Origin of the sequence: Haloferax sp. Atlit-4N, assembly GCF_003383025.1 — an archaeon.
Classification (GTDB): Archaea; Halobacteriota; Halobacteria; order Halobacteriales; family Haloferacaceae; genus Haloferax; species Haloferax gibbonsii.
Genome location: NZ_PSYY01000001.1, coordinates 1,704,593 through 1,729,759 on the forward strand (window position 1 = coordinate 1,704,593; position 25,167 = coordinate 1,729,759).

At 68.3% G+C, this 25,167-nt stretch carries 17 protein-coding genes; 9 read left to right on the plus strand and 8 right to left on the minus strand.

Going from position 1 to position 25,167, the window contains the following annotated elements:
* Window positions 1-22: 22 nt before the first annotated feature.
* From C5C07_RS08905 to C5C07_RS08920, 4 genes are all read right to left on the minus strand, one after another.
* Window positions 23-2,224 (minus strand): LUD domain-containing protein, encoded by a 2,202-nt coding sequence (locus tag C5C07_RS08905; RefSeq protein WP_115804902.1) that lies wholly within the window; start codon window positions 2,222-2,224, stop codon window positions 23-25.
* Window positions 2,217-2,720 carry an LUD domain-containing protein gene (locus C5C07_RS08910; protein ID WP_004976576.1) on the minus strand — a complete coding sequence of 168 codons (504 nt, stop codon included), beginning with the start codon at window positions 2,718-2,720 and terminating at the stop codon, window positions 2,217-2,219. Before C5C07_RS08910 ends, C5C07_RS08905 begins: the two co-directional genes overlap by 8 nt.
* Before the next feature lie 78 nt (window positions 2,721-2,798).
* Complete coding sequence (locus tag C5C07_RS08915) at window positions 2,799-4,634, minus strand: Nramp family divalent metal transporter (protein ID WP_050459911.1); 1,836 nt, start codon at window positions 4,632-4,634, stop codon at window positions 2,799-2,801.
* Between the two features lie 122 nt (window positions 4,635-4,756).
* Window positions 4,757-5,398, minus strand: a complete 642-nt coding sequence (locus C5C07_RS08920; RefSeq protein WP_115804903.1) for an HTH domain-containing protein — start codon at window positions 5,396-5,398, stop codon at window positions 4,757-4,759.
* Between the two features lie 372 nt (window positions 5,399-5,770).
* Here C5C07_RS08920 and C5C07_RS08925 point away from each other — a divergent pair, with 372 nt between their 5' ends.
* The 3 genes from C5C07_RS08925 (at window position 5,771) to C5C07_RS08935 (ending at window position 11,719) form a co-directional block, all read left to right on the plus strand.
* A complete protein-coding gene (locus C5C07_RS08925) occupies window positions 5,771-7,483 on the plus strand; it encodes an L-lactate permease (RefSeq protein WP_115804904.1) in 1,713 nt (570 codons plus the stop codon).
* Between the two features lie 179 nt (window positions 7,484-7,662).
* On the plus strand, window positions 7,663-10,743 hold the full coding sequence (locus tag C5C07_RS08930) for an FAD-binding and (Fe-S)-binding domain-containing protein (protein WP_115804905.1): 3,081 nt from the start codon (window positions 7,663-7,665) through the stop codon (window positions 10,741-10,743).
* A gap of 187 nt (window positions 10,744-10,930) precedes the next feature.
* On the plus strand, window positions 10,931-11,719 hold the full coding sequence (locus C5C07_RS08935) for a CBS domain-containing protein (protein WP_050459166.1): 789 nt from the start codon (window positions 10,931-10,933) through the stop codon (window positions 11,717-11,719).
* Window positions 11,720-11,764: 45 nt separating this feature from the next.
* Here C5C07_RS08935 and C5C07_RS08940 read toward each other — a convergent pair whose 3' ends face one another.
* The 4 genes from C5C07_RS08940 to C5C07_RS08955 all read right to left on the minus strand — a co-directional run bounded on the left by C5C07_RS08940 (window position 11,765) and on the right by C5C07_RS08955 (window position 15,005).
* Window positions 11,765-12,889, minus strand: coding sequence for a pyridoxal phosphate-dependent aminotransferase (locus C5C07_RS08940; RefSeq protein WP_004976570.1), 1,125 nt, complete (start codon window positions 12,887-12,889; stop codon window positions 11,765-11,767).
* A 70-nt stretch (window positions 12,890-12,959) separates the two neighbouring features.
* Complete coding sequence (locus C5C07_RS08945; protein ID WP_115804906.1) at window positions 12,960-13,748, minus strand: winged helix-turn-helix domain-containing protein; 789 nt, start codon at window positions 13,746-13,748, stop codon at window positions 12,960-12,962.
* A gap of 234 nt (window positions 13,749-13,982) precedes the next feature.
* Window positions 13,983-14,552 carry a DUF123 domain-containing protein gene (locus C5C07_RS08950; protein ID WP_115804907.1) on the minus strand — a complete coding sequence of 190 codons (570 nt, stop codon included), beginning with the start codon at window positions 14,550-14,552 and terminating at the stop codon, window positions 13,983-13,985.
* 21 nt (window positions 14,553-14,573) lie between these two features.
* A complete protein-coding gene (locus C5C07_RS08955; protein ID WP_004976567.1) occupies window positions 14,574-15,005 on the minus strand; it encodes a DCC1-like thiol-disulfide oxidoreductase family protein in 432 nt (143 codons plus the stop codon).
* 106 nt (window positions 15,006-15,111) lie between these two features.
* Here C5C07_RS08955 and C5C07_RS08960 point away from each other — a divergent pair, with 106 nt between their 5' ends.
* From C5C07_RS08960 to C5C07_RS08985, 6 genes are all read left to right on the plus strand, one after another.
* Window positions 15,112-17,463, plus strand: coding sequence for a DEAD/DEAH box helicase (locus tag C5C07_RS08960; protein WP_115804908.1), 2,352 nt, complete (start codon window positions 15,112-15,114; stop codon window positions 17,461-17,463).
* Between the two features lie 127 nt (window positions 17,464-17,590).
* Window positions 17,591-18,748, plus strand: coding sequence for an alpha-1 4-glucan-protein synthase (locus C5C07_RS08965; protein ID WP_115804909.1), 1,158 nt, complete (start codon window positions 17,591-17,593; stop codon window positions 18,746-18,748).
* Window positions 18,749-18,889: 141 nt separating this feature from the next.
* Complete coding sequence (locus tag C5C07_RS08970; protein ID WP_050459171.1) at window positions 18,890-20,053, plus strand: iron ABC transporter substrate-binding protein; 1,164 nt, start codon at window positions 18,890-18,892, stop codon at window positions 20,051-20,053.
* 12 nt (window positions 20,054-20,065) lie between these two features.
* On the plus strand, window positions 20,066-21,661 hold the full coding sequence (locus C5C07_RS08975) for an iron ABC transporter permease (RefSeq protein WP_004976561.1): 1,596 nt from the start codon (window positions 20,066-20,068) through the stop codon (window positions 21,659-21,661).
* Complete coding sequence (locus C5C07_RS08980) at window positions 21,651-22,823, plus strand: ABC transporter ATP-binding protein (protein ID WP_004976559.1); 1,173 nt, start codon at window positions 21,651-21,653, stop codon at window positions 22,821-22,823. Before C5C07_RS08975 ends, C5C07_RS08980 begins: the two co-directional genes overlap by 11 nt.
* A gap of 2 nt (window positions 22,824-22,825) precedes the next feature.
* Window positions 22,826-25,165: a glycosyltransferase family 39 protein gene (locus C5C07_RS08985; RefSeq protein ID WP_004976556.1), complete on the plus strand. Its 2,340-nt coding sequence runs from the start codon at window positions 22,826-22,828 to the stop codon at window positions 25,163-25,165.
* The last annotated feature ends 2 nt before the right edge of the window (window positions 25,166-25,167 follow it).

The following is a 25,167-nucleotide window of genomic DNA, read 5'->3' on the forward strand; positions in this document are numbered from 1 at the left end:
TGACGGCTCGCTCGCGGGGTCGTTACCGCCGCGGCGCGACCAGTTGAATCGGGTGTTGCGTCGGCCGGCTGAGGAGCGAATCGAGCTGTTCCAGACAGGAGGTGCCGCTGGCGACGACCGTGCGGTCTCTGTTCTCGTCGGTCTGGAACTGTCCCTGTAGCTCGGAGCCGACGTCGACGCTGAGTTCGTAGTACTCGGACTTGTAGCCGAAGGAGCCGGCCATGCCGCAGCACTCCACGTCGGAGGTGGCGACGTCGTAGCCGAGGTCCGAGAGAACGGCCTCGGTGTGGCCTTCGAGGCCGAGGGTGCGCTGTTGGCAGTGGCTGTGGTAGGCGACGCCCTCTCCCTCGCTCGTCGAGAGCGCGTCGGCGTCCGCGCCGTGTTCCAGCAGGCCGAAGACGTACTCCATGACCTCGTAGCTGACCTCCGAGATGCGCTCGAAGGACTTCTCGGGCAGGAACTTCTCGTACTCGCTTCGGAACATCGCGAGGTCAGACGGCTCGATGACGACGATGTCGCGGCCGTCGTCGATGTGCTCCGCGAGGCCGGCGTACACGTCGTGGGCGTGGTCTTCCGCGGTCGCAATCATGCCCTGCGAGAGCGGGGCGCGGCCCGACGAGCGAACGTCGGGGACGATTACGTCGACGCCGAGGGCTTCGAGCGTGCGGACCGCGGCCTTCCCGCGTTCGACCTGCACGTGGTTCGTGTACACGTCGGGGTAGAGCACGGCGGTCCGGACCGGGTCGTCGACCCGCGAGGTTCGGTTCTCGAACCAGTCTTTCAGCGTCTCGCGCTGGAAGGCGGGGAGTTCGCGGCGGGCGTCGATACCGAGGAACCGCTCCATGAGGTCGCGGGAGACGCCGAGTCCGGCCGCCCAGTTGGAGACGGGCGCGAAGAAGCTCCCGACCTTCGCGGCCGTCTCGAAGTTGCCGAAGAAGCGCTTCTGGAGGCTGACGCCGCCGGGTTCCTCGTCGGGGGTGAGCCCCTCGACGAGCCAGTCGAGTTCGGAGACCTCGCCGCGGTTGACCCGGTCGCGGACGACCGTGTTTATCCACGGGATGTCGATTTCGACCGGGCAGGCGGTGGTACACCGGCTACAGCCGGTACAGAGGTCGTTGAACTCCGCGGCGCTGTCGAGGCCCTCGACGCCGGCCTCCCAGCCGGTGCCGATGCCGCCGGAGTAGGTCTCGCCGCCGAAGGCGTGGCCGCCGACGTGCTGGAAGTTGGCGCAGACGTTGGAACACGCCGAACACCGGATGCAGTAGAGCGTCTCGCGCAGTTGGTCGTCCTCGCGCATGTCGAACCGCCCGTTGTCGATGAGGACGAGGTGGAAATCGCGGTCCGTCTCGGTCTCCGAAAGCGGCGCGTCGGGGGCATCGAAGTCGACGGTCGGCGACTCGACCGGCGGGGTCAGAAGCGAGATGTAGGAGGTGATGTCCTGTCCCGTTCCCGACTTGCCGATGAGTTCGACGAAGGGGCGGAGGTCCTCGACGGTCGGGATAACTTTCTCGACGCCGGCGACCGCGACGTGCGTGTCGGGCACGACGGCCGTCTTCCGGGCGTTACCCTCGGAGGTGACGAGCGCCATCGTCCCGGTGTCGGCGGTGATGAAGTTCGCGCCGGTCATCCCAACGTCCGCGCCCTCGATGAGTTCGCCGAGCTGTTCGCGGGCGAACATCGTGAGTTCCTCCGCGGTCTCGAGGGGCTCGTCGGGTTCGAACGTCTCGTTGAACAGGTCGGCGATGGCCTCCCGCGACTTGTGGATGGCGGGCGCGACGATGTGGGACGGCGACTCGTCTGCGACCTGCAGCACCCACTCGCCGAGGTCGGTCTCGACCACGTCGATGTCGGCGGCTTCGAGGTCCTCGTTGACCTCTATCTCCTCGGAGGTCATCGACTTCGACTTGACGACGCGTTCGGCCTCCTTGTCCTCGCAGACCTCGCGGATGTACTGGTTCGCGTCGGCCGCGTCGTCGGCGATGTAGAGCGTGCCGCCGTTGGACTCGACCGTCTCGCGCAGTTGGTCGATGAGTTCGGGGAGGCGCTCGATGGCGTCTTCCTTGATGGCCCGCGCTTCGGACTTCAGCCCCTCGTAGTCGTCGAGCGTCTGGACCGACTGGTAGCGACCCTCGTTGAACCCGCGGGTGCTCGTGCCGACGGCGTCGCCCTCGGTCTCCATCAACTGTCGAATCTTCGCCGCCTTGGCCTCGCGCGCCTTACTCATCGAGAATCACCACGTGGACTTCCTTCGGACCGTGCGCTCCTTTCACCAGCGCGCCCATGTCGGCGGTGGCGCTGGGGCCGGTGGCGATGATGGCCGAGGAGTGTCCCGTGCGGAACTCCTCGCCCAGCCAGTCGAACGCCTCGGGCATGCCGGGGACGATGTCCGACCGCCGGAGGACGGCGACGTGGAGGTCGCCGAACAGACTCACCGGCTCGATGCCGTCGGGCGTGCCCTGCACGACGACGCTCCCGTAGTCCGCGATACCCAATCCCGCGGCCGTGATACCGGCGTTCGCCTCGCGGAGGTCCGCGGGGGTCGGGTCCGTGTTCACCCAGTCGGGGAGGTCGACGCCGTCGTACGGGAGTTCCACGCCGATGGTCGGGTCCGAACAGACGCCTTCGAGCACGTCCGCCAACTCGTCGGGTGACGCGTGCGTCCAGCCTACTTCGAGTCGTTCGAGCGAGTCCTCGAACGTCGCAACCGTGCCGGTTGACATACGTTGAGCTAGCGCGTTCTACATAATCGTTCTTCGGGTTCGAGCACCACGCTGTCGGTTAATTATGAAGGATTAGAGTCAGGAGAACCGGCCGACCGCCTCGTCCGCGTCGGCGACCGTTCCGGCCGCCTCGCGCTTGCCGGCGGCGGACTTCGTCACCGCGTACGTTTGCACGACGAAGTAGCCCGCCCAGAGGAGGTAGCCGCCGGTGCCGCTCCCGAGGACCGTCGGGACCGTCCGGAACGTCTCGAGACCGACGGTGGTCAGCCACGTCCCGATGAGGAGGACGCTGAAGTAGCCGTAGAAGCCCGTCGCCCACCACATACCGACGACGCGCGCCCAGCCGGGTTGGACGTGTTCGGGGAGCCGAGTCGTGTTCATCACGAGGACGAGCGCGGTGTAGGGCCACATCATCACGCCGGACATCGCGGCCCCGACGACGAGGAAGAAAAACGGCTCTTGGCCCTCGAACGGCGAGGAGAAAAGCAGGATGATGACGACGCCCCAGACGCAGAAGGCGGTGAGGAGCCGCCAGAACAGCTTCGGGAGGTCCCAGCCGGCCTCCCGGCCGTAGGACTCGTAGAGGGCGTCGGCGCTGTTGCGGACGAACGACTCGACGATGGCGTACTCGGTGGTAAAGAGCGCGACGAAGAGGACGGCGAAGACGAGAAAGGAGCCGACCGGGCCGAGCAGCGGGACGACGTCGCCGAGCCACATCTGGATGGCGTTGGCGGTCGACCCCGACGCGTAGCGGATGGCGACGCTCATCAACGCGGGAGCGACGAGGAGCAGGCCGAGGACGAACGTGAGCAGGTGTTCGAGTTGGACGACGCGCCACCAGCCGCGCCAGCGGCGGAGGTTCGTCAGCGTCGGACGGAACGCGAATCCGTCGCGCTCGATGGGTTCGGGGTCGTCGCCGCGCAGCGGGTTCTTCACGCGCCCCTGATAGTTGCCCATGCCGTAGCCCTTCTCGCGCATCCAGAGGCTCTGCGAGAGGTTCAGGTAGCCGCCCGCGCCGGCGAAGGCGAGGCCGCCGAGGAAGACCGCGATGTCGAGCCCCTCGGGGAGCGTCCCGACCGAGCCCGCGGCCGCGGGGAGGTCGGCGAACTCGACCCACGAGCCGGTGACGGCGACGAGCAGCAGGGCCGCGCCGATGGCGACGAACAGGAGGCCGATCTGGAACACCTCGACGGCGTTGTACATGACCGACGACACCTGATACGACAGCCAGATGACGCCCATCAGGACGGCGGCGACGAGTTTCCACGTCGCGAGCGACGCGCCGAAGAGCGCGACCGACCCGTCCAGTCCGAGCGCCGTCGTGGCGACCTGCGCCGCGCCGGCGGCCCACCCCGGCCAGCCGAGGCTGATGAGCCCGCCGACGAGGAACGCCCACGGCCAGTACGAGCCCACGCGTGCGAACGCGCGGAAGATGCTCTCGCCGGTGGCGAGCGTCCAGCGCTGAAGCTCCGTGTTGATGAGGAACTGCGTGAAGACGCCGACGACGAACGCCCAGAAGACCGCCCAGCCGTACTGCGCGGTCAACACGGGCCAAAAGAGCGTCTCGCCGCTCCCGAGCGACGCCCCGAGCATGATGGCCGAGGGGCCGACGACGTGCCCGACGCGAGGGACCCGCGGGAGGTCGGCGAGGCGGAACGACCCGCCGTCGCCCGAATCGGGGTAGTCGTCCGAGTCGTCCGACTCCTCCAGTTCCTCGTAGCGAAGCGGGAGATACCAGGTGCCGCGGTACTGCTTTCCCTCGACCTCGGAGGCGTAGACGTCGTCGCCGCCGGCGACGCTCGGTTCCGTCGAGGGGGCGGACTCCGGGGGTCCCGCGTTGGAGTCGTCCGAATCGTCGGGGACGTCCGACCGCGCGGACGCGTCCGCGTCTGAACCGGGGCGACCGTCGCTCACGAGCGGCCACACTCCGAGACGGAACTCTCAGACGACGAATCGCTTGACATCGATGCGTTTGCCGGAATTGTGGCCCGATACTGTATAAATTCGTAGGGTGAGAGTCACGTTCGAAAATCGGACTACCCGCCGAGGAAGTGCCAGATGTGGCCGCGCTCTTCCGGCGGGTCGACGCCGGGCAGTTGCTTGAGCGCCGGTTGAATGGCGTTCCACCAGCCCTCGGCGGACTCGAAGCCGGCGGGGTAGTCTCGGTACACGTCCCGCAGGAAGTCGGCCTTCTTCGCCTCCGGGTGGTCGGTGAGGTACTGGTACGCCGCCGACAGCGCCTCGCGGCGGGCGTCGAGCATCGGGCCGCTCCCCGGCAGGTCGGCGCGCTCGATGGCGGACGAGACGGCCGGCGGGTGGTCGAGGCCGTCGGGGTCGTCGGCCTCGCCCGCAACCGCGGTTTCGGGGGAAGAGCCCGGGTCGGTCGAACCCGCGGCCTGTCCCGCAGTCGAGTCCGCGTCGGCGGCCATCGGAATCCAGAACACGCGGCTCCGAGCGCCGACCTTCCGAGTGGCGAGGTCGCCGCGTTCTTCGAGTTCGTTCAGTTTGTTGTGCGCGGTGCGCCGCGAGCAGTCGAGCGCCTCCATCACGTCGGTGGCGGTCAGCGGACGGGCCGCGTCGTCGCGCGCCTCGAACACCTCCAAGACGGCGTCCAGCGAGATGCGTCCCACGTACTGTCCGTGCTCGTTTCGGGAGCGCGCGCGAGACTCATCTTCCATGATATGTCCTTTCCACACGACTGCATAAGCCTTTGCACACGAGTGAACTCCCGATTCAGTCGTGTGTTATGGCCAGGAAACACGTGTGAAACGGTCGTTTTGGGGATCGATTTTTCCGATTCGGCTCCGGCCGCGAACCGACAGGATAGACCGTGTAGAATACGAATTGAGCGTTTAACGCCGTATTTGGCTCGGTATCTTCGAGTGTACTGGGTTGTGTACTCCGAGTAAGACGACCGCCACAGAGATGTCAGGAATAGCGACGAACGATAGATATATATCACAAAAGTTGTGTAGCGGATTCCACGATGCACCGCATCAGGCACGAATCTGGAACGGCACAGGCTGGAACGAACTGTGGGGGTGTGCGGCATGGTTAACGCGACCGACGCGCTCATCGCCCTGCTCCCGCTCATCACCATCGCCTATCTGATGGTCGGGCGGTACTGGCCCGCGACGCGGGCGATGCCCGTCGCGTGGGTCGTCGCAATCGGGGCCGGCGTCCTCGGCTGGGGCATGACGCCGCAGTGGGTTATCGCGTCGACCATCAACGGCTTCATCACCGCGTCGAACATCCTGTACATCGTCTTCGGGGCCATCTTGCTCCTGTACACGCTCAAGCAGACGGGCGCGTTCGACGCCATCAACAACGGCTTCGCCTCCATCAGCGAGGACCGCCGCGTGCAGGTCGTCCTGCTCGTGTTCCTCATGGGCTCGTTCATCGAGGCGGCCGCCGGCTTCGGCACGCCCGCGGCAATCGTCGGCCCGCTCCTCGTGGGCCTCGGCTTCCCGCCGCTCGCGGCCGTCGTGGTCGCACTGACGGGGAACCTCATGGCTATCACCTTCGGCGCGGTCGGCACGCCGCTCATCATCGGGATGATAGACATCTTCGACGACGTGCCGGTCATCACGAACGCGCTCGACGCGCAGGGCATGGGCGTCGAACAGTGGGTGTCCGAAATCGCCGTCTTCGCGGCGATGAACCACGTCGTCGTCGGCGTCGTGCTCCCCTTCATCGGCGTCGCCATGATGACGCGCTTCTTCGGCGAGGAGCGCTCCATCAAGCCGGCGCTCGAAGTCCTCCCCCTCACGCTGTTCGCGTGGGCGTCCTTTTCGGTGCCGTACTTCCTGACGGCCTACTTCCTCGGGCCGGTGTTCCCCGGCCTCGTCGGCGCGATGGTCGGACTGCTGCTCACCGTCTCCGCGCTCAAGGCCGGCTTCTTCCACCCCGACGAGGAGTGGGACTTCGCGCCGCGGACCGAGTGGCCCGACCACTGGGTCGGCGACATCCAGCCCGGCGAGACGAGCGAGCGCGGCGGTGCGGTCGCCGCCGACGGGGGCGTCGCCCAGCAGATGTCGCTCTGGAAGGCGTGGACGCCGTACGTCCTCGTCGCGGCCCTGCTCGTCGTCACCCGGGTGTTCGACCCGCTGACGAGTTTCCTCACGTCGAACCTCGTCTTCGAGTACGCGGACATCTGGGGCACGGGGCTGACTGGCGACTTCCAGTTGCTCTACCTGCCCGGCGCGGTGTTCCTCGCGGTCCATCTCGTCACCATCGGCCTCCACGACATGGACACGGCGGCGGTCAAAGCGACGTGGGCCGAGACCATCGAGAAAGTCACCCCGGCGGTCATCGCGCTGCTGTTCGCCGTCGCGACCGTCCAGATAATGCTCCAGTCGGGTAACGCGACGGGCACCGACAGCATGCTCATCGTCCTCTCGGAGGGGATGGCCGGCATCGCGGGCGGTGCCTACCCGTTCTTCGCCGCCTTCGTGGGCGCGTTCGGCGCGTTCCTCGCGGGGTCGAACACCGTCTCCGACATCCTGTTCGGCACCTTCCAGTACGGCGTCGCCGACCAGATCGGCACGTCGAAGACCGTCATGCTGGGCGCGCAGGCGGTCGGCGGGGCCATCGGCAACCTCATCGCCGTCCACAACGTCGTCGCCGCGCTCGCGGTCGTCGGCCTCGTCGGCGAGGAGGGTCGCGTCATCCGCCTCGAACTCATCCCGCTTCTGTACTACGGGACCGCGACCGGCGTCCTCACGCTCCTGTTCAGCTACGTGCTGTTCCCGGGCGTGTTCTGACCGGTCGGGACTCCCGACGGAACCGACCTGAATCGTCCCGGCCCGACTCGAACCGGACCGAACCGACTCGGTTCGGGTCGCGAATCGACGCGCAAACCAACCGCGCGCGACCCGGACCGACACCCGTCACCGGGTGTCTTTATCCGTTCACGCAAACCGACATACGACAGAGCTAATCAATGGCATCCAACACGCACGAACCGGCCACCGACCCCGCGCTCGCTGGCGATTACGACTACGTCAGCGACGACGTCGAGCGGCCGGGGCTGGTCGAAGACCTCGAGTCCCTCGTCGAGGGCGACGTGCGCTTCGACTCCTACACGAGAACGCTGTACGCGACCGACGCGTCGGCGTACGAGCAAGTCCCCATCGGCGTCGTCATGCCGACCTCGACGGCCGACGTGGCGGCGGTGATGGAGTACTGCGCCGACCGCGAGATTCCCGTCCTCCCCCGCGGCGGCGGCACGAGCCTCGCCGGCCAGACCGTCAACGAGGCCGTCGTCCTCGACCTCGTCCGCCACATGGGCGGCGTCGAGGAAATCGACCCGGAGGCGCGGACGGCCACGGCCGAAGCGGGCGTCCGCCTCGGCGAACTCAACGAGGAACTCGCCCCCCACGGCCTGAAGTTCGCGCCCGACCCGGCGTGGGGGGACCGCTCCGCGCTCGGCGGCGCGATCGGCAACAACTCCACCGGCTCGCACTCACTGAAGTACGGCAAGACCGACTACTACATCGAAGAGCTGGAACTCGTCCTCGCGGACGGCACGGTGACGACGTTCGGCGAGGTGAGCGTCGACGAACTCCGCGAGTCCGGCGACCCCGACGGCGACCTCGAAGCGCGCGTCCACGCGGAGGTCGCGCGGATACTCGACGAGGAGGCCGACGAGATTTCCGAGCGCTTCCCCGACCTGAAGCGCAACGTCTCGGGCTACAACCTCGACATGCTCGTCGACGAGATGCGCGGCGAGCGCCGCACGCCGGACGATACCGGCGTCGACGAGGACTGGGAGGCTGGCCGCGTCAATCTCGGCAGACTCGTCGCCGGGAGCGAGGGCACCCTCGGCATCGTGACGAAGGCGACCGTCTCGCTGGAGGAGATTCCGAACACCGCGTCGGTGGCGCTTCTCACCTACGACGACGTCATCGACGCGATGCACGACGTCGCGCCCATCCTCGAACACGAGCCCGCGGCCGTCGAGGTCATGGACGACGTGCTGCTCGACCTCGCGCGCGACACCGCCGAGTTCGCGGACGTGGTCGGCATGCTCCCCGAGGGCACTGACTCGACGCTCCTCGTGGAGTTCTACGCCGACTCCGACGAGGACGGCAAACAGAAGGTGGCGAACCTCATCGAAGACCGCGTCATCGACCCCGACGGCACCGAGTTCGACCCCGACGAGGGCTCGGCCTCGGTGACCGAAACGGAGCGCCGCGCGACCGACTTCATGGAGGCCCACGACGCCGACACCCGCGCGAAGTTCTGGAAGATGCGCAAGTCGGGGCTCCCGATTCTCCTCGGTCGGACGACCGACGAAAAGCACATCGCGTACATCGAGGACACCGCCATCCCGGCCGAGAACCTCCCGGCGTACGTCTCGGACTTCCAGGACATCCTCGACGAACACGACACCTTCGCCTCGTACTACGCCCACGCGGGGCCGGGCGTCCTGCACATCCGCCCGCTCGTCAACACGAAGACGGCCGAGGGCGTCGAGACGTTCGAGGCCATCGCCGACGAGGTGACGGACCTGGTCGTCAAGTACGGCGGCTCCGTCTCGGGCGAACACGGCGACGGCCGCGCGCGGACCCAGTGGAACCGCAAGCTGTACGGCGACCACCTCTGGAACGTCTTCCGCGACCTCAAGACCGCGTTCGACCCCGACTGGCTCCTCAACCCGGGGAACATCTGCGGCGACTACGACATGACCGAGAACCTCCGGTTTTCGCCCGACTACGAGTTCGACGCCGGCTTCGAACCGGCGCTGAACTGGGACAACGACAACGGGTTCGAGGGCATGGTCGAACTCTGCCACGGCTGTGCGGGCTGTCGCGGCCAGCAGTCCACGGTCGGCGGCGTCATGTGCCCGACGTTCCGCGCCGCCGAAGAGGAGATTCAGGCGACCCGCGGCCGCGCCAACATGCTCCGGCAGGCGATGAGCGGCGGCCTCCCCGAAGACGAGCTGTTCACCGACGAGTTCGTCGACGAGGTGCTCGACCTCTGTGTCGGCTGTAAGGGCTGTTCGAAGGACTGCCCGAGCGAGGTCGACATGGCGAAGATGAAAGCCGAGGTCGTCCACGAGTACCACCAGCGCAACGGCTCCAGCCTCCGCGACAAGCTCTTTGCCAACATCGACTCGCTGTCGAAGCTCGGGTCGGCGTTCGCCCCGCTCGCCAACGCGGCGACGAAGGTACCGGGCGCGCGGACGGTCATGGAGAAGACCGTCGGTATCGCCAAGGAGCGCTCGCTCCCGAGATTCCACTCGACGAGTTTCGTGGACTGGTTCGAGAGCCGCGGGTCGGCCGACATCCCCGAGGCGCAGGCCGACCGCAGGGTGCTGTTGTTCCCCGACACCTACACGAACTACAACCACCCCGAGGTCGGGAAGGCCGCCGTGAAGGCGCTGGAGGCCGCGAACGTCCACGTCCGGATTCCGGAGGGCGTCGCCGGCTCCGGCCGGCCGCCGCACTCGAAAGGCTTTCTCGACAAGGCCCGCGCCGACGCCGAGCAGAACGTCGAGGTGCTCGCGCCCTACGTCGAGGAGGGCTGGGACATCGTCCTCTGTGAGCCCTCCGACGCGGTGATGTTCCAGTCGGACTACCTCGACTTGCTCTCCGGCGACGACGTGGAAACCGTCGCGGCCAACGCCTACGGCGTCATGGAGTACGTCGACGCGTTCCGGCTGGACGAGTCGCTGTCGTTCCTCCCGCAGGACGAGTCCCTGACGTACCACGGCCACTGCCACCAGAAGTCCACGAAGAAGGACCACCACGCGGTGGGCGTCCTCCGCCGCGCCGGCTTCGAGGTGGACCCGCTGGACTCGACGTGCTGCGGGATGTCCGGGTCGTTCGGCTACGAGGCCGAACACTACTCCATGTCGAAAGCCATCGGGAACATCCTCGAAGGCCAAGTGGCCGAGAGCCCGGGCGACGTGGTCGTCGCCCCCGGCGCGTCCTGTCGGACCCAACTCGAAGACATGGATGGCGCGGACGACGACCCGCCGCACCCGGTCGAGGTGCTCGCGCGCGCCATCGACGCGTAAGCGACGCCGCGGCGCTTCGACGGTGCTTCGACGGTACTCCGACGGCGCTCCGATGGCGCGGCATCGCGGGCCCGACTCGGACGCGACGCCGGTCGTTCCCACCTCGTTTTTCGTCGCAGATACGTTTAGGGCGCTCCGCGGTCAACCGCGGGACGACCGAGATGCGAGTGAACCACCAATGACACCGATGGAACTCGACGACGTTCGCGTCGACGCGTACATGACGACCGACGTGGAGACCGTCGGGCCCGACGCGTGGGTCACCGACGTGGTCGACCGACTCAAGGCCGGCCCGCAGTACGGCGGCCTCCCGGTCGTCGACGCCGACAACCACCTCCTCGGGTTCGTCGGCGCGATAGACCTCTTGGAGGTCAACGGCGACGTGCGGGTCGAGTCGGTGATGAGCCGCGACCTCGTGGTCGTCCGCCCGGAGATGACGGTGAAGAACGCCGCGCGCGTCATCTTCCGCACCGGCCACCAGTTCCTCCCCGTCGTCGACGACGACCGGGTGCTGCTCGGCCTCTTTTCGAACGGCGACGCGGTCCGGAGCCAAATCGAGCGGACGACCCCCTCGAAGGTCCAGAGCACCCGCGAGATGCTCGAACGGACCCACGACGCGTCGATCAGCGTCGCCGAGCGCGAAGTCGAGGTGGACTCGCTGATTCCGACTCAACGAGAGGTGTACGGCGACGAACTCGAAGGCCGGAAGTACGAACTCCAGAACGGCCTCGCGGAGCCGCTCATCGTCGTCTCCCACGGACCCGAGACGCTCCTCGTCGACGGCCACCACCGCGCGATGGCCGCGGAGCGGCTCGACATCGACCGGATGCTCGCGCACGTCCTCACGGTGTCGCCGGAGGAGGTCGGCGAGTTGGGCCTGCGCCGAATGGCCCGCCTCGGCGGCCTCCAATCGCTCGCGGACGTGGAGGTCAACGATTACCTCCAGCACCCGCTCATCGAGAAGACCGAGCAGTAGACCGGAAGCGCCGCCGGGAGGTGCGAGTCGGAGCGGCGGGCCGGGTTACTCGGCGAGGTCGTCGAGGGCGTCGCCGAAGGCGGCGAGTCCGGCTTCCATCGCCTCGGGGTCGCCGCCGAGGGAGATTCGGAACGACTCCGGCGCGTCGAAGAAGCGACCCGGGACGACGAGCACGCCGCGGTCCCACGCGGCGTCGGCGACGGCGTCGCCGTCGACGGAGGCGTGGTCGAGGAAGGCGAACGTCCCGCCGGCGTGGATGCGGCCGTCGAGTTCGTCGCGCTCGGCGACGAACGTCGCCAGAAGGTCGTGGTTCGCCGAGAGGTGTTCGCGAGCGGCGGCCTCTATCTCGTCGCCGTGGTGGAGCGCGCGCCGGGCGAGTTTGGTGCTCGGCTCGGCGACGGCGGGCAGGTACATCGACGCCGAGCGGGCGCGGGAGACGACTTCTTCGGGGCCGATAATCCAGCCGACGCGGAGCCCGCCGAGGCCGTAGAACTTCGTCAGCGACCCGGTTACGACGGTGTTTTCGAGGCCCGACGCCGTGATGCCGCCGAAGGGGCCGTCGGCGGCGGGGTCGACGAAGGGCGCGTACACCTCGTCGACGAGGAGGTAGCCGCCGGCGTCGGCCGCGGCCGACGCGACCTCGGCGAGTTCGGCGCGCGGCGTGAGTTTGCCGGACGGGTTGTGGCGGTTGGTGACGATGGCGTAGGCGAAGGCGTCGGTGGAGGCCCCGTCGAGGCGGTGGGGTTCGAGTTCGTAGTCGTACTCCGGCGGGCGGACGAAGCGGTCGACGCGCGCGCCGAGCGCCTCGGAAGTGGCCACGAGCGGCTGGTAGCCGGGTTTTTCGACGAGCACCTGCGGGCGCGAGGCGTCTTCGTCGCGGTCTTCGTCGTCGTCGGTGGCGAGGTCGAGGAGCGCGCAGGCGGCGAGGAAGTTCGCGTTCGTCGCGCCCGCGGTGACGAGGACCGAGGACTCGGAGACGCCGTAGCGCGCCGCGAGCTGGCCGGCGAGCGTCGCGTCCTCGGGGTCCGAGCGACCGGAGAGAACCGGCGGGACGAGGTCGTCGCCGCGCCGGGACGACCCGAGGTCGCTCGTCGCGAGGTCGTGGGCGGCCTCGTCCGCCCGGTCGACAATCCACTCCAGATAGGGGATTTCGGGGAACGTCGTCGTCATTGGGACTCCTTCGCGGTGGCTCCCGTAAGTCGTTGGGGTCTCGCGGACATCGGCCGCGGGCGCGGGGTCGTCAGCTCCCGTCGACCGGCGGTCGGGGGAGCGACGAGGCGTCCGCCCGACAGTCCTCGATGCGCTCTCTGGCCCACGCGACCGCCGCGGGCGAATCGTTGTAGACGACGCCCGCGAGGCCGCGTTCGGAGTACGCGACCAGGAACGCGACGGGGCCGTCCGGGAGGTCGGAGACGACGAGACTGTAGGGAAGCGATTCGACCGACCGGAGCGAAAAGGAGCTGACCGACCACGCCTCGGCGAGCTGCGGCCGGTAGGCGGTGACGAGCCGTTGGACCACGTCGTCGGTGGCGACGAGGTCGACCGGGGTGCCGTCTTCGACGACCGCCCGGTAGTAGGCGTCGACCTGCGAGGGAAGCGCCCCGCGGACGAGGCCGCGTATCGACGTCGAGCCCTCGACGAAGGACGTGAGCTTCGAGAGCACGGGTCCGAGGCCGTCATCGGCGGCGATAGCCTCACAGCCGTCGAGGAAGACCGGCGCCAGCGGCGCGCCAGCGTCGAGTGAATCGAGCACCGTACTGGCCGCGTCGATGTCGTTCAGACACTCGACGAAGTTCGAGTACGTGTCGAGCGACATTCGCCCGGCGAGCGTCGGGCGGTGGACGCGGTCGCTCGTCTCGACGAAGCCCGCGCGCTCTAACTCCCGGAGGCCGCGGTCGACGGTCGAGCGCGACACCGGGAGCCCGTTCACGAGTTCCGCGGTGGTTCGAGGCTGGCGAACGACGGCCTCGAGCACGTCGGCCCGCGACGCGAGCACGTCGAACACCTCGTCAGCCTCGGACCGAACCATGTCGAGCTACATGAACGTCGTACTACTTAAAGAACAGGAGAATCGGCCACAAGTATATAAAGAAACAGCGTATTTATATACGTCGAGTCACGGTATGACTGAGTGATGCGATGGGTGAAGTAAAGCGTGTAGCAGCAGTATGAGGGTATGCCGGGGTGCCTCTGACAACCGGCTTTTCGTCCGAACCGGGGTGCCCGGTCCGGTTCGGGCGTCAGAGGGGGGAGACATCCCCCTTCACATTTTGCTTCGAAATGCTGCTTCGACGAGCGGTGTCGCCGTCTCGACCGAGTCACCGCGCGCGAGGTGCGCGTCGCACGAACAGTCCGACGAGCCGAAGCCCTCGATTGGGGTCGAACCGAGCGAGGACGCGAGTTCGGTCGCGACCGCGCACTCCACGTCGCGGTCGGTAACGCAGACGACGCGCGCGAGTCCGACGGCCGGGTGGCCGCCGAGGTAGTCGACGTGCCAATGGCGAGCGTCGTGGTCGCCGGCCGCGACGCGCCGATGGCGGAGGACGCGTCGCAGTCCGCCCGTTCCGAACGCGCTCCCGACGTAGACGTAGGCACCGGCGGAAACGCGGTGCTCGCCCAACGCGCCGACGTCGATGGTCGCCGCGGGCGCGTCGAAGACCAGCGCGTACGTTCCGACCGGCGACCGAGAGCCGAGGGCGAGCGGGTCGTCGTCGGTGCCGAGGACCGCGGGGTCGAGCGAGTGGACTGTCGGGTTCTCGTCGGGCGAGTTCCTCGGGTCGTCGTCGGTCGGGTTCCTCGGGTCGTCGTCGGGCGAGTTCCTCGAGTTGGTCATAGCCGGAGTGCGTCAGTCGGGTTACGAAAGCTCGGCGGGTCGCGGCTCGGCGTTGTCGAGGAGGGCCGAAAACAACTCGGCCGCGTCGGCGTCGAGGTCGTAGACGCTGTGGACGTCGTCGGGGTCGCGGCCGCGACCGCTGGCGGCGCCGACGACCTTCGCGATTCTGTCGTAGTTGTCGCGGACGAGACTGCCGAGGAGGCCGGGCATCCCGGCCCGGTCGGTGAGTTCCTTCGCGGCGGCTCGGCCGGCGTAGACGCGGCTCTCCCGACGGTCGACGAGGACCATGGCGAACGGCACGTCCGCGAACTGGGCGTCGAGGAACGCCTGCGCCGCGTCGTCGTACCACGAAATCGCTTCCACGTCGTCGAGGCGCTTCAGCGCCGACGCGGCGACCGAGCAGTAGGCGCACTCGCCGTCGTAGATGAGGACGGCGTCCGCGGATTCGTTCATGCGCTTCCGTCGGGACGCGAAGAACAAAAACGGCGCGGCTACTATGCCTCGTGCTACCACGTCAGAACTGCGACAGCGTTAGGGCGGCCACGTCCGCAGTAGGCGTGTGGACGACCTCATCGAGTGGCTCCGGACCAGACCGTACTACGAGGGGCAGATTCGGTCCCACCGCCGGTTCGAAGCGCGCGAGCCCGCCTTCGCCGACGTGGACCTCGAACCGCAACTGGCGTCGGCCCTCGAAGACCGCGGCATCGACCGACTCTACCGGCATCAGGCCGAGGCGGTCGAATCGGTCCGCGACGGGAACAACGTCGTCTTGGCGACGCGGACCGCCAGCGGCAAGAGCCTCGCGTACACCGTGCCGGCGTTCGAGCGGGCGATGGACCACGGCGGCCGGACGCTCTATCTCGGCCCGCAGAACGCGCTCGTCGCCGACCAACTCGACACGCTGTCGGACCTCGTTCGCGGCCTCGGCTTCGGCAGCCGCGTCTCGGTCGACCAGTACACCGGCCGGCTGTCGAAGTCCGAAAAGCGCGAGGTCAGAAAGCGGATGCCGACGGTGCTGCTTTCGAACCCCGACATGGTTCACTACGCGCTGCTCCCGCACGCCCATCGGCTGTGGGAGTGGTTCTTCTCCTCGCTGGAGACGGTCGTCATCGACGAGGTCCACGGCTATCGCGGGGTGTTCGGAAGCCACGTCGCGCTGCTCCTCCGTCGGCTCAAGCGCGTCTGCGAGCGGTTCGGCTCCGACCCGCAGTTCGTCTGCTGTTCGGCCACTATCGGCAACCCCGTCGAACACGCCGCGCGCATCACGGGCGAGCGGGAGGACTCCTTCGCGCTCGTCGACGAGGACACGAGCGGGACCGGAGAGACCAACTGGCTCCTGTGGAACCCGCCGGAGTACGAGAACCCCGAGGCCGGCGGGTCGGGACGGCGGCGCTCGGGCCACGTCGAGACCAAGAACCTCTTCGTCGACCTCGTCGCCCGCGGCCACCAGACGCTGGCGTTCACCCGCGCCCGACAGGCGGCCGAACGGTACGCCTCCGAGAGCGCGAGCGACCTCAGGAGCCGCGGCGAACACGCGCTCGCCGGCGAGATTGCAGCGTATCAGGCCTCCCTGACTCACGACCGGCGACGGGAGATAGAAGCCGGCCTGCACGACGGCGACATCACGGGCGTCTGGAGCACCAACGCGCTCGAACTCGGCGTCGACGTGGGCGGACTCGACGTGGTGCTCATCGACGGCTACCCCGGCACGCGGATGTCCGCGTGGCAACAGGCCGGGCGGGCGGGCCGCGGCGACAGGCCCGCCTTGGTCGTCCTCGTCGGCGGCGAAGACCAACTCGACCAGTACCTGCTGAACCACCCCGCGGAGTTCTTCGACGGCGACCCCGAGCGGGCCGTCTCGGACCCGGAAAACGACCACCTGCTCCCCTCGCACGTCGCCTGCGCGGCCGCCGAGAACTGGCTCTCGACCGGCGACGAGTCGTACTTCGGCGGGTCGTTCCCCGGCGTCGTCTCGGACCTCGAAGCCGACGGAACGCTGGCGCGCCGGGAGACGGACGACGGGCTCCGGTGGACCCACGACGGAAGCGAGAGCCCGCAGCACGCGATGAGCCTCCGAACCATCACCGACCGCGAGGTGCAACTGATGGACACGCGGAACAACGAGACCATCGCCACGCTGGCGTTCGACGACGCGCTTCGAGACGCCCATCCCGGCGCGGTCTACCACCATCAGGGACAGACGTACGAGGTCGCGGAGCTCGATTTGGACCGCGACGTGGCCCGACTCCAGCCGACGTGGGCGGACTACTACACCCGCGTCCTCCACGACAAGCACATCACGGTCGAGCGGGACATCCTGTCGAAGCCGCTGTCGGCACGGTCCGACGTGGAGGTCCGGTTCGCCGAGGTGACGATGCGCAAGCAGATTACGGGGTTCGAACGCCGCGACCCGAAGCGCGGGACGACCATCGGCCAGCAACTGCTCGACCTGCCGGAGACGAGCCTGCGGACGAAGGCGCTGTACTTCACCGTCCCCGGCGACGTGGAAGCGGAGATGCGCGAGCTATCGAGCGACCGCGCGGAGGGGCGCGACTACGGCTTCAACGGCGGCATCCACGCCGCGGAACACGGGATGATTTCGCTGTTTCCGCTCCGACTGCTCTGTGACCGCGGCGACATCGGCGGGCTCTCGACCCCGTACCACAGCCACACCGACCAATCGACAATCTTCATCTACGACGGCCACCCCGGCGGGGTCGGCATCACGCGCGCCGGCTACGACATCGCCGAGGGACTGATGCGACAGACCGCCGAACTGATTTCCGACTGCGACTGCGAGGACGGCTGTCCCTCCTGCGTGCAGTCGCCGCAGTGCGGGAACGCGAACGACCCGCTGGCGAAGGACACGGCGGTCCTGCTGTTGGAGTCGTTGACGGGGACGCGAGCCTGAGGCAGTGGGACGGCCGTGAATCGCCCGCCCTCGCCGACCCGCCGGGTTAATTATCACTACATCGGCATTTCAGGCCCGCTATTCGGAACCAACAGCTATTTTTGGGAAGCCTAAATTCATAGGAGCAATGAACGCGGACATCTGCGTGGTCGTCCCGACTATTCGGGAGTACGAGTGCATGCGGTCGTACTTCGACAACGCGCGCGAACACGGGTTCGACCTCGACCGGCTCTTCGTCCTCCTCGTCACGGAGGACTTCTGCGACGCCGAGGGAATGGAGTCGATGCTGGACGACGAGGGCGTCGCGGGCGCGGTCTTCGACGGGACCGCCCGCGAGGAGTGGTACGACGAACACGACGTCTCGGAGTACTCGCATCTCGTCCCGGCGGCGAGTCACGCCCAGACGAGCTTCGGCCTGCTGTACATGTGGGCGCACCCCGAGTTCGACTACGGCGTCTTCATCGACGACGACACGCTCCCGCACGACGAGTGGGACTTCTTCGGCCGCCACATGGCGAACCTCGACCGCACCGACGAGGTGGAGTCGGTGTCGAGCGACGAGCGTTGGGTGAACGTCCTCTACCAGAACGCCGACGAGCACGGGCTGTACCCCCGCGGGTACCCCTACTCGGCGATGGACGAGACGGTCGAGACCGGGACGCGAGAACTCCGCGACGTGGTCGCCTCGCAGGGGCTGTGGACGAACGTCCCCGACCTCGACGCGGTCCGCATCCTGATGGACGGCGACCTCGAGGGACAGGCCCAGACCCGGACCGACTTCGACGACTTCGACGGCGACTTCGTGGCCGAGGAGGGCCAGTACCTCACCGTCTGCTCGATGAACCTCGCGTTCGAACGCGAAGTCATCCCGGCGTTCTACCAGCTACCGATGGACGACAACGAGTGGGAGGTCGGCCGCTTCGACGACATCTGGTCGGGCGTCTTCCTCAAGCGCGCCGCCGACGTGCTCGGAAAGGACGTGCTCACCGGCTACCCGCTGTGCGAGCACAACAAGGCCGCCCGCCCGACGTTCGACGACCTCAACAACGAGGTGCCGGGCCTCGAACTCAACGAGCACCTCTGGGAGGTCGTCGACGCGGTCGGCGACGACGCCGACAGCTACGCCGGCGTCTTCGAGGCGATGGCCGACGCCCTCGCGGACGGCGACTGGTCCGACTACCGCAACGGCGACTTCTTCAACTACGTCGGCGAGCACATGCGCGACTGGCTGGACTGCCTCGACGCCCTCGCCGCGCCGCGGGCCGCCGCGCCGGCTGACGACTGACTGATTGCCCGACGGGTGACCAATCGGTCGGCCGACCGACCCGCGCCGGCGGACCGGCAATCGTCTCTTTGTCCCGCGATTCGCCCGCTTCGCCCGACGAATCGGTAGGTATAAATGATTTAGGGAGACCTAAATCAATGTATGCAAGAACGCGACCGAGAGCTTCGCGGCCACAGTCGTCGCCGGTTCATCGCGACGACGGCGGCCCTCGGGGTCGGCACGCTCGCCGGCTGTACCGGCGGCGACGAGGAGACGGAGACGACGACCGAACCCGAGAGCGGCGAGGGAGTCGAACAGATCGGTTCCGGCCGTTCACCGTTCGGTGACCGCGACATAACCGGCGGCGTGTCCGTCTCGGAGATGCCCGACCTCTCGGGCGAACTCACGCTCTACTCGGGCCGCGGCAAGGCGCTCGTCGGCGAACTCATCTCCTTTTTCGAGGAGTACTACGACGACTTCACCATCCGCCCGCGGTACAACTCGGCGACCGAGTTAGTCAACCAGATTCAGACCGAGGGACAGAACAGTCCCGCAGACGTGTTCTTCTCGGTCAACGCCGGGGCACTCGGCGCGCTGAAGGACGCCGGTCGAACCCAGGAGCTCCCGAGCGAGGTGCTCGACCTCGTCCGCGACGAGTTCCACGACCCCGACGGGCAGTGGACCGGAACCTCCGGCCGCGCCCGGACCGTCCCGTTCAACACCGACCAGTTCGACGAATCGGGGATTCCCGACGACATCATGGCCTTCCCGGACACGGAGGCGTTCCGCGACAACGTCGGTTGGGCCCCGACGTACTCCTCGTTCCAGGCGTTCATCACGGCGATGCGCGTCCTCGAGGGCGAAGAGGCGACCAGAGAGTGGCTCCAGGGGATGCAGGACCTCGGCGTCACGGAGTACAACGACGAGTTCCTCGTCTCGCAGGCCGTCGCCGACGGCGAAATCGGCGCGGGCTTCGCGAACCACTACTACATCCAGCGCATCCTCGCCGGGCGGCCGAACGCGCCGCTTTCGACCGCCTTCACCGCGGGCGACGCCGGCTCGATTTTCAACGTCGCGGGCGCGCTCACCCTCGACACCGCCGACGACTCCGAACTGGCGAGCAACTTCGTCCGACACCTGCTGTCGGCCGAGGCGCAGGACTACTTCGCGCGGACGACCTTCGAGTACCCGCTCGTCTCGGGCGTCGACCCCATCGGCGAGCTTCCGAGCATCGACGAACTCAGCCCGCCGGAGGGCCTCGACCTGACGCAGCTTTCGGACCTCGAAGGAACCGTGGAACTCTTGCGTGAGGTGGGCGTTCTCTGAGGTAGCTCACTCATGGCGACCGAACAGCAGACGGGGACCGGTGGGGGGGACGACGAGCAACCGCTCGGCCTGACAGTCGCCAGCGGGGCCGTCGCCGCCGCCGTCGTCGTTCCGCTGTTGTGGCTCGTCAAGACCGCGCTCGAGGTGGGGTTCGCCGAGGCGCTGGCGCTCGTCACTCGGCCGACGACCGTCGAGGTGTTCCTGAACAGCGCCGTCCTCGTCACGCTCGTCACCACCGCGTGCATCGGTCTGGGCGTCCCGCTGGCGTACCTGACCGTCCGGACAGACCTGCCGTTCAGACGCTTTTGGACCGTCGTCGTCTCGCTGCCGCTCGTTATCCCGAGCTACATCGGCGCGTTCGCGTTCGTCTCGGCGTTCGGCCCGCGGGGCGCGTTCCAGCGGCTCTTGGCCCCGTTCGGCGTCGAGTCGCTCCCGGAAATCTACGGACTACCCGGTGCCGTTTTGGTGCTGACGCTCTACACGTATCCGTACGTGTTCATCACCACCCGGGCCGCGCTCAAGTCGATGGACACCACGCTCATCGACGCCGCGCGGACCCTGAACCACACCCGCTGGGAGTCGTTCAAGCGGGTGACGGTCCCGCAGATTCGCCCGGCGGTGGCCGCCGGCTCGCTCCTGACGGCGCTGTACGTCCTCTCGGACTTCGGCACGCCGGCCATCATGAAGTTCGACGCGTTCACCCGCGTCATCTACGTGGAGTTCGGGACGTTCGGCCGCGACACCGCGACGCTCCTGTCGCTTCAGCTCATCGCCGTGACGCTCCTCATCTTGACCCTCGAATCGCAGATTCGCGGCGACGAGCGCACGACGACCGGCGGCCGCTCGGGAAGCCCGATGCCGCTCGGGAAGTGGAAGTACCCGGCGCTCGGCTTCGCGGCGCTCGTCGCCACCGTCGCGCTCCTCGTCCCGCTCGGCATCCTCTTTACGTGGCTCGCGCAGGGAGTCGCCGCGACGAGTGGCTCGCTCGCGTTCCAGCCCGAGTACGCGCTCAACTCGGTCCTCGTCGCGGCCGCGACCGCGGGCGCGGCGACGCTCGCCGGCCTGCCGGTCGCCTACCTCGCCGCCCGGCACCCCTCGCGGCTCAGTTCCGTCTTCGAGCGCGCGACCTACGTCGGCTACGCGGTGCCGGGCGTCGTCCTCGGGTTGGCGCTCGTCTACTTCGGTAGCTCGTACGCGACGCCCATCTACCAGACGCTCTATCTCCTCGTGTTCGCGTACGTCATCCGTTTTCTCCCGCAGGCCATCGGGTCGCTCCGGGCGTCGTTCCTCCGGGTCGACCCCGCGCTCCCCGAGGCGGCGCGGACGCTCGGGGAGACCCCGTCGGGAGCGTTCCGTCACGTGACGCTTCCCCTCGTCGCGCCCGGCCTGTTCGGCGGCGCGGCGCTCGTCTTCCTGACCACGATGAAGGAACTGCCCGCGACGCTCCTGCTGCGCCCCTCGGGGTTCAGCACGCTCGTGACGCACATCTGGACGGCCTACGAGCAGGGCTACTTCGGCCAGGCCGTCGTGCCCGCGTTCATCCTGCTTTTCGTCTCCGGGCTCTCGATGCTCGTCATCATCACGCAAGAGGGATACGATGTCAAATAGCACACTTTCGACCACCGACCGCTCGAACCGCACAGAATCCACCGACTCCGAGGCCGACGACGCGGACGCCGGCGGCGTCCTCGAACTCGACGGCGTCTCGAAGTCCTACGGAACCGAGTCGGTCATCACCGACCTCTCGCTCAGCGTCGAGGAGGGCGAAATCCTCACGCTCCTCGGCCCCTCGGGGTGCGGCAAGACGACGACGCTCCGGCTCATCGCCGGGCTCGACCGCCCCGACGGCGGCGAGGTCCGACTGAACGGAAACGTCGTCTCCGGCGGCGGAACCTTCCGCGCGCCCGAAGAGCGCGGCGTCGGCGTCGTCTTCCAGGAGTTCGCGCTGTTCCCGCACCTCACCGCGGCCGAGAACATCGCCTTCGGCCTGAAGGACCTCGACGAGGCCGAGCGCGACGAGCGCGTTCGCGACCTCCTCGACCTCGTGGGACTGGAGACCCAAGGCGACAGCTACCCCGACGAGCTCTCCGGCGGCCAGCAACAGCGGGTCGCCCTCGCCCGGTCGCTCGCGCCGGAGCCCGCCATCCTGCTCCTCGACGAGCCCTTCTCGAACCTCGACGTGGACCTCCGCGTCCAGATGCGCGAGGAGGTCCGTCGCATCCTCAAGGAGGCCGGCGTGACGGCCGTCTCCGTCACCCACGACCAGGAGGAGGCGATGTCCATCTCCGACCGCGTGGCCGTGATGAACGACGGCGACCTCGAACAGGTGGGCGAGCCCGAACAGGTGTTCCAGCACCCCGAATCGCGTTTCGTCGCCGGCTTCCTCGGCTACGCGGGCTTCCTGCCGGGACGCATCGCCGGCGGCGTCGTCGAAACCGAACTCGGGTCGGTCGCGCGCGACCAGATACACGGCCTCGCGCCCGAGTACGACGACACCGACATCGACATCCTCGTCCGCCCGGACGACGTGTCGGCCCACCCCTGCGGCGACGGCGGCGAGGGCCACGGCAAAGTCGTCGGGAAGCGCTACCTCGGGCCGACCATCCTCTACGAGGTCGAACTCCACGGCGGCGACACCCTCCTGTGTATGCACAACCACGACGAGACCGTCCCGACCGACGGCTGCGTCGAGGTGACGCTCGACGCCGGCCACGAGCTCGCGTGGTTCCCGCGCGAACAGCGCCCCGAGACCGGCCCTTATTCGGACTGAGGATGGGTCGGCGAGACTCGAACACGGGCGATTCCCTCCCGCTCGGTGGCCGCGTGCGAGCCGCGGTCCGCGGGCTCGCGTTCGGTTTTTCCATCGACGTCGACCGGACGCGAACGCGTCGACGACTCGCAGCGCTCTGCGTCTCGCTTCTCGTCGGACTCGTCGTGACGTGGTTCGCGGTCGACCTCTTTCCGTACCACACCGTCAACGACGACGAGGGCGTCTATCTCACGCAGGCCGCGATGCTCCTCGAAGGCAAGCTGTTTCTCTACCCCGGCCCGCTGACGGAGGCCGTCAGACCGTGGTTCTTCGTGGTGCAGGAGACGCCGAGCGCCCCCGGCGGCGTCCAGCTCTACTCGAAGTACTCGCCGGCCGTGCCGGCGCTGTTCGCGGTCGGTCTCGCGTTCGGGCTTCCGAACCTCGTGTTGGGAGCTATCGCCGCGATCTCCGCCGCCTTGGTCTACGCGCTCACGGCCGACGCGTTCGACCGGACGACCGGAGTCGTCGCGGCGGGCCTGCTCGGGCTCTCGCCGCTGTTTCTGCTCACTTCGTCGACGTTCCTCGCGTACGCGCCGACGACGATGCTCAACCTCGGCTTCGCCGTCTGCTACGTCCGGGCCGCCCGCCGCGACTCCTCAGGCTACGCCGTCGTCGCCGGCGCGCTCGTCGGCGCGGCGTTCTTCGCCCGGCCCTACACCGCCGTCCTGTTCGCTCTGCCGTTCATCGCCCACTCGCTGTGGGCGCTCGCGACAGCCCGCCGCGCGGGGACCGGCTGGGTCGTCTTCCGCCGGTACGCCGCCGTCGCGCTCCCCGGACTCGCGTTCGTCGGCCTGACGCTCGCCTACAACGCCGTCGTGACGGGGGACCCGCTCACGTTCCCCTACATCGCCTTCGCCCCGCGGGACGGCATCGGCTTCGGCGAGCGGGCCATCCTCGGCTACGAGGTCTTCTACACGCCCGCGATGGGCGTCGAGACGGCAGTCGAAGCGCTCGACATGCTCGCGACGCGCTGGGGGCCGATGGGATGGTTCGGCACCGTCGCCGCGGTCTTCGGCTTCGGCGTCACCGCCCGCCGCTGGTGGGGACACAAGACCGGACGGAACCTCCGCGGGAGCGCGAGACGCCGCCACCACGGCCTCGGCGGCCGCGACCGCGCCTTCGCCGAACTCTCCGACGACGCCCTCGCCTGCGTCGTCGCGGGCGTGTTCGCCTCGGTGTTCGTCGGCAACGCCGCCTTCTGGGGGACGCACAACGGTCTTCGAAACGGCCTCATCGACCTCCTCGGGCCGTTCTACCACTTCGACGCGCTCGTCCCGCTCGCGGTGTTCGGCGCGGCCGGAATCGTCGCCGGCGCTCGCCTCCTCCGCCGGCTTTCCCACCGCCGCTTTTCGGCCTCTGAGGCCCGGGGCGTCGTCTTCTCGGTGCTCCTCGTCTCGGCGCTCGTCGCCGGCGGGGTGACGGTCGGGGCCGTCGAGGAGCCCTACGACGAGAACCGACTCCGAACCGAGAACCTCGCGGCGACCTACGAACCGCTCCTCGACGCCGGCTTCGAACACCCGCCGCTGACCCCGTCGGTTCCGAGCGTCGGTACCGGCGGTCTCGGGGGCGGTGGCGGCGGCATCGGACTCGGTGGCGACTCGACCGCGACGGGCAACGAGACGAAGGCGCTCGTCTTCCACCCCGACCCCTACGGCGACTGGTCGGCCCACCCCTTCCAGACGCTCCGCAACGACCCCGGCTTCGACGGCCCGGTGGTGTACGCCATCGACGACGGGGCCGAACAGGACTTCGCGGTCCTCGACGCGACGAACCGGACCCCGTACCGGTTCACTTATCGAGGGACGTGGACCGGAGCGGTGGACGCGGTCGAGCCGGAACTGACCCGACTCGACGTGCTGTCGGGCGAGCGGGTCGACGCGACGACGACGCTCGGCGCGCCCGAGGGGACGAACACGGTGTCGGTTCGCGTCGAGACCGACGAGGGCTACGCCCGCTACGACGCGGCGATGGCCGAGAGCCTGCCCGTCGAGCTATCGCTGACGCCGGCGGGCGTGGCCGTGACGAACCACCCACTCGCGTTCGGTCCCGAGCGGCTGTCGATTCCGCCGGGCGCGAGCGAGGTCGACCTCGCGGTGACCTACGTCGGCGACTTCGGCGAGACGGTCACGTACCGACAGACTGTGACGGTCGAGCGCTCCGGCGACGAGGTTCGCGTCGTCTGGCCGCCGGAGACCCGCGTCTGCCGGCTGACCACCGACTGCGGGACCGAAGGCGAGTGGGTCGGTCCCGACGGCGACTACCTCGACGGCGTCTCGGTCGAGACCGACGCGCGCGTCGCCTGAGC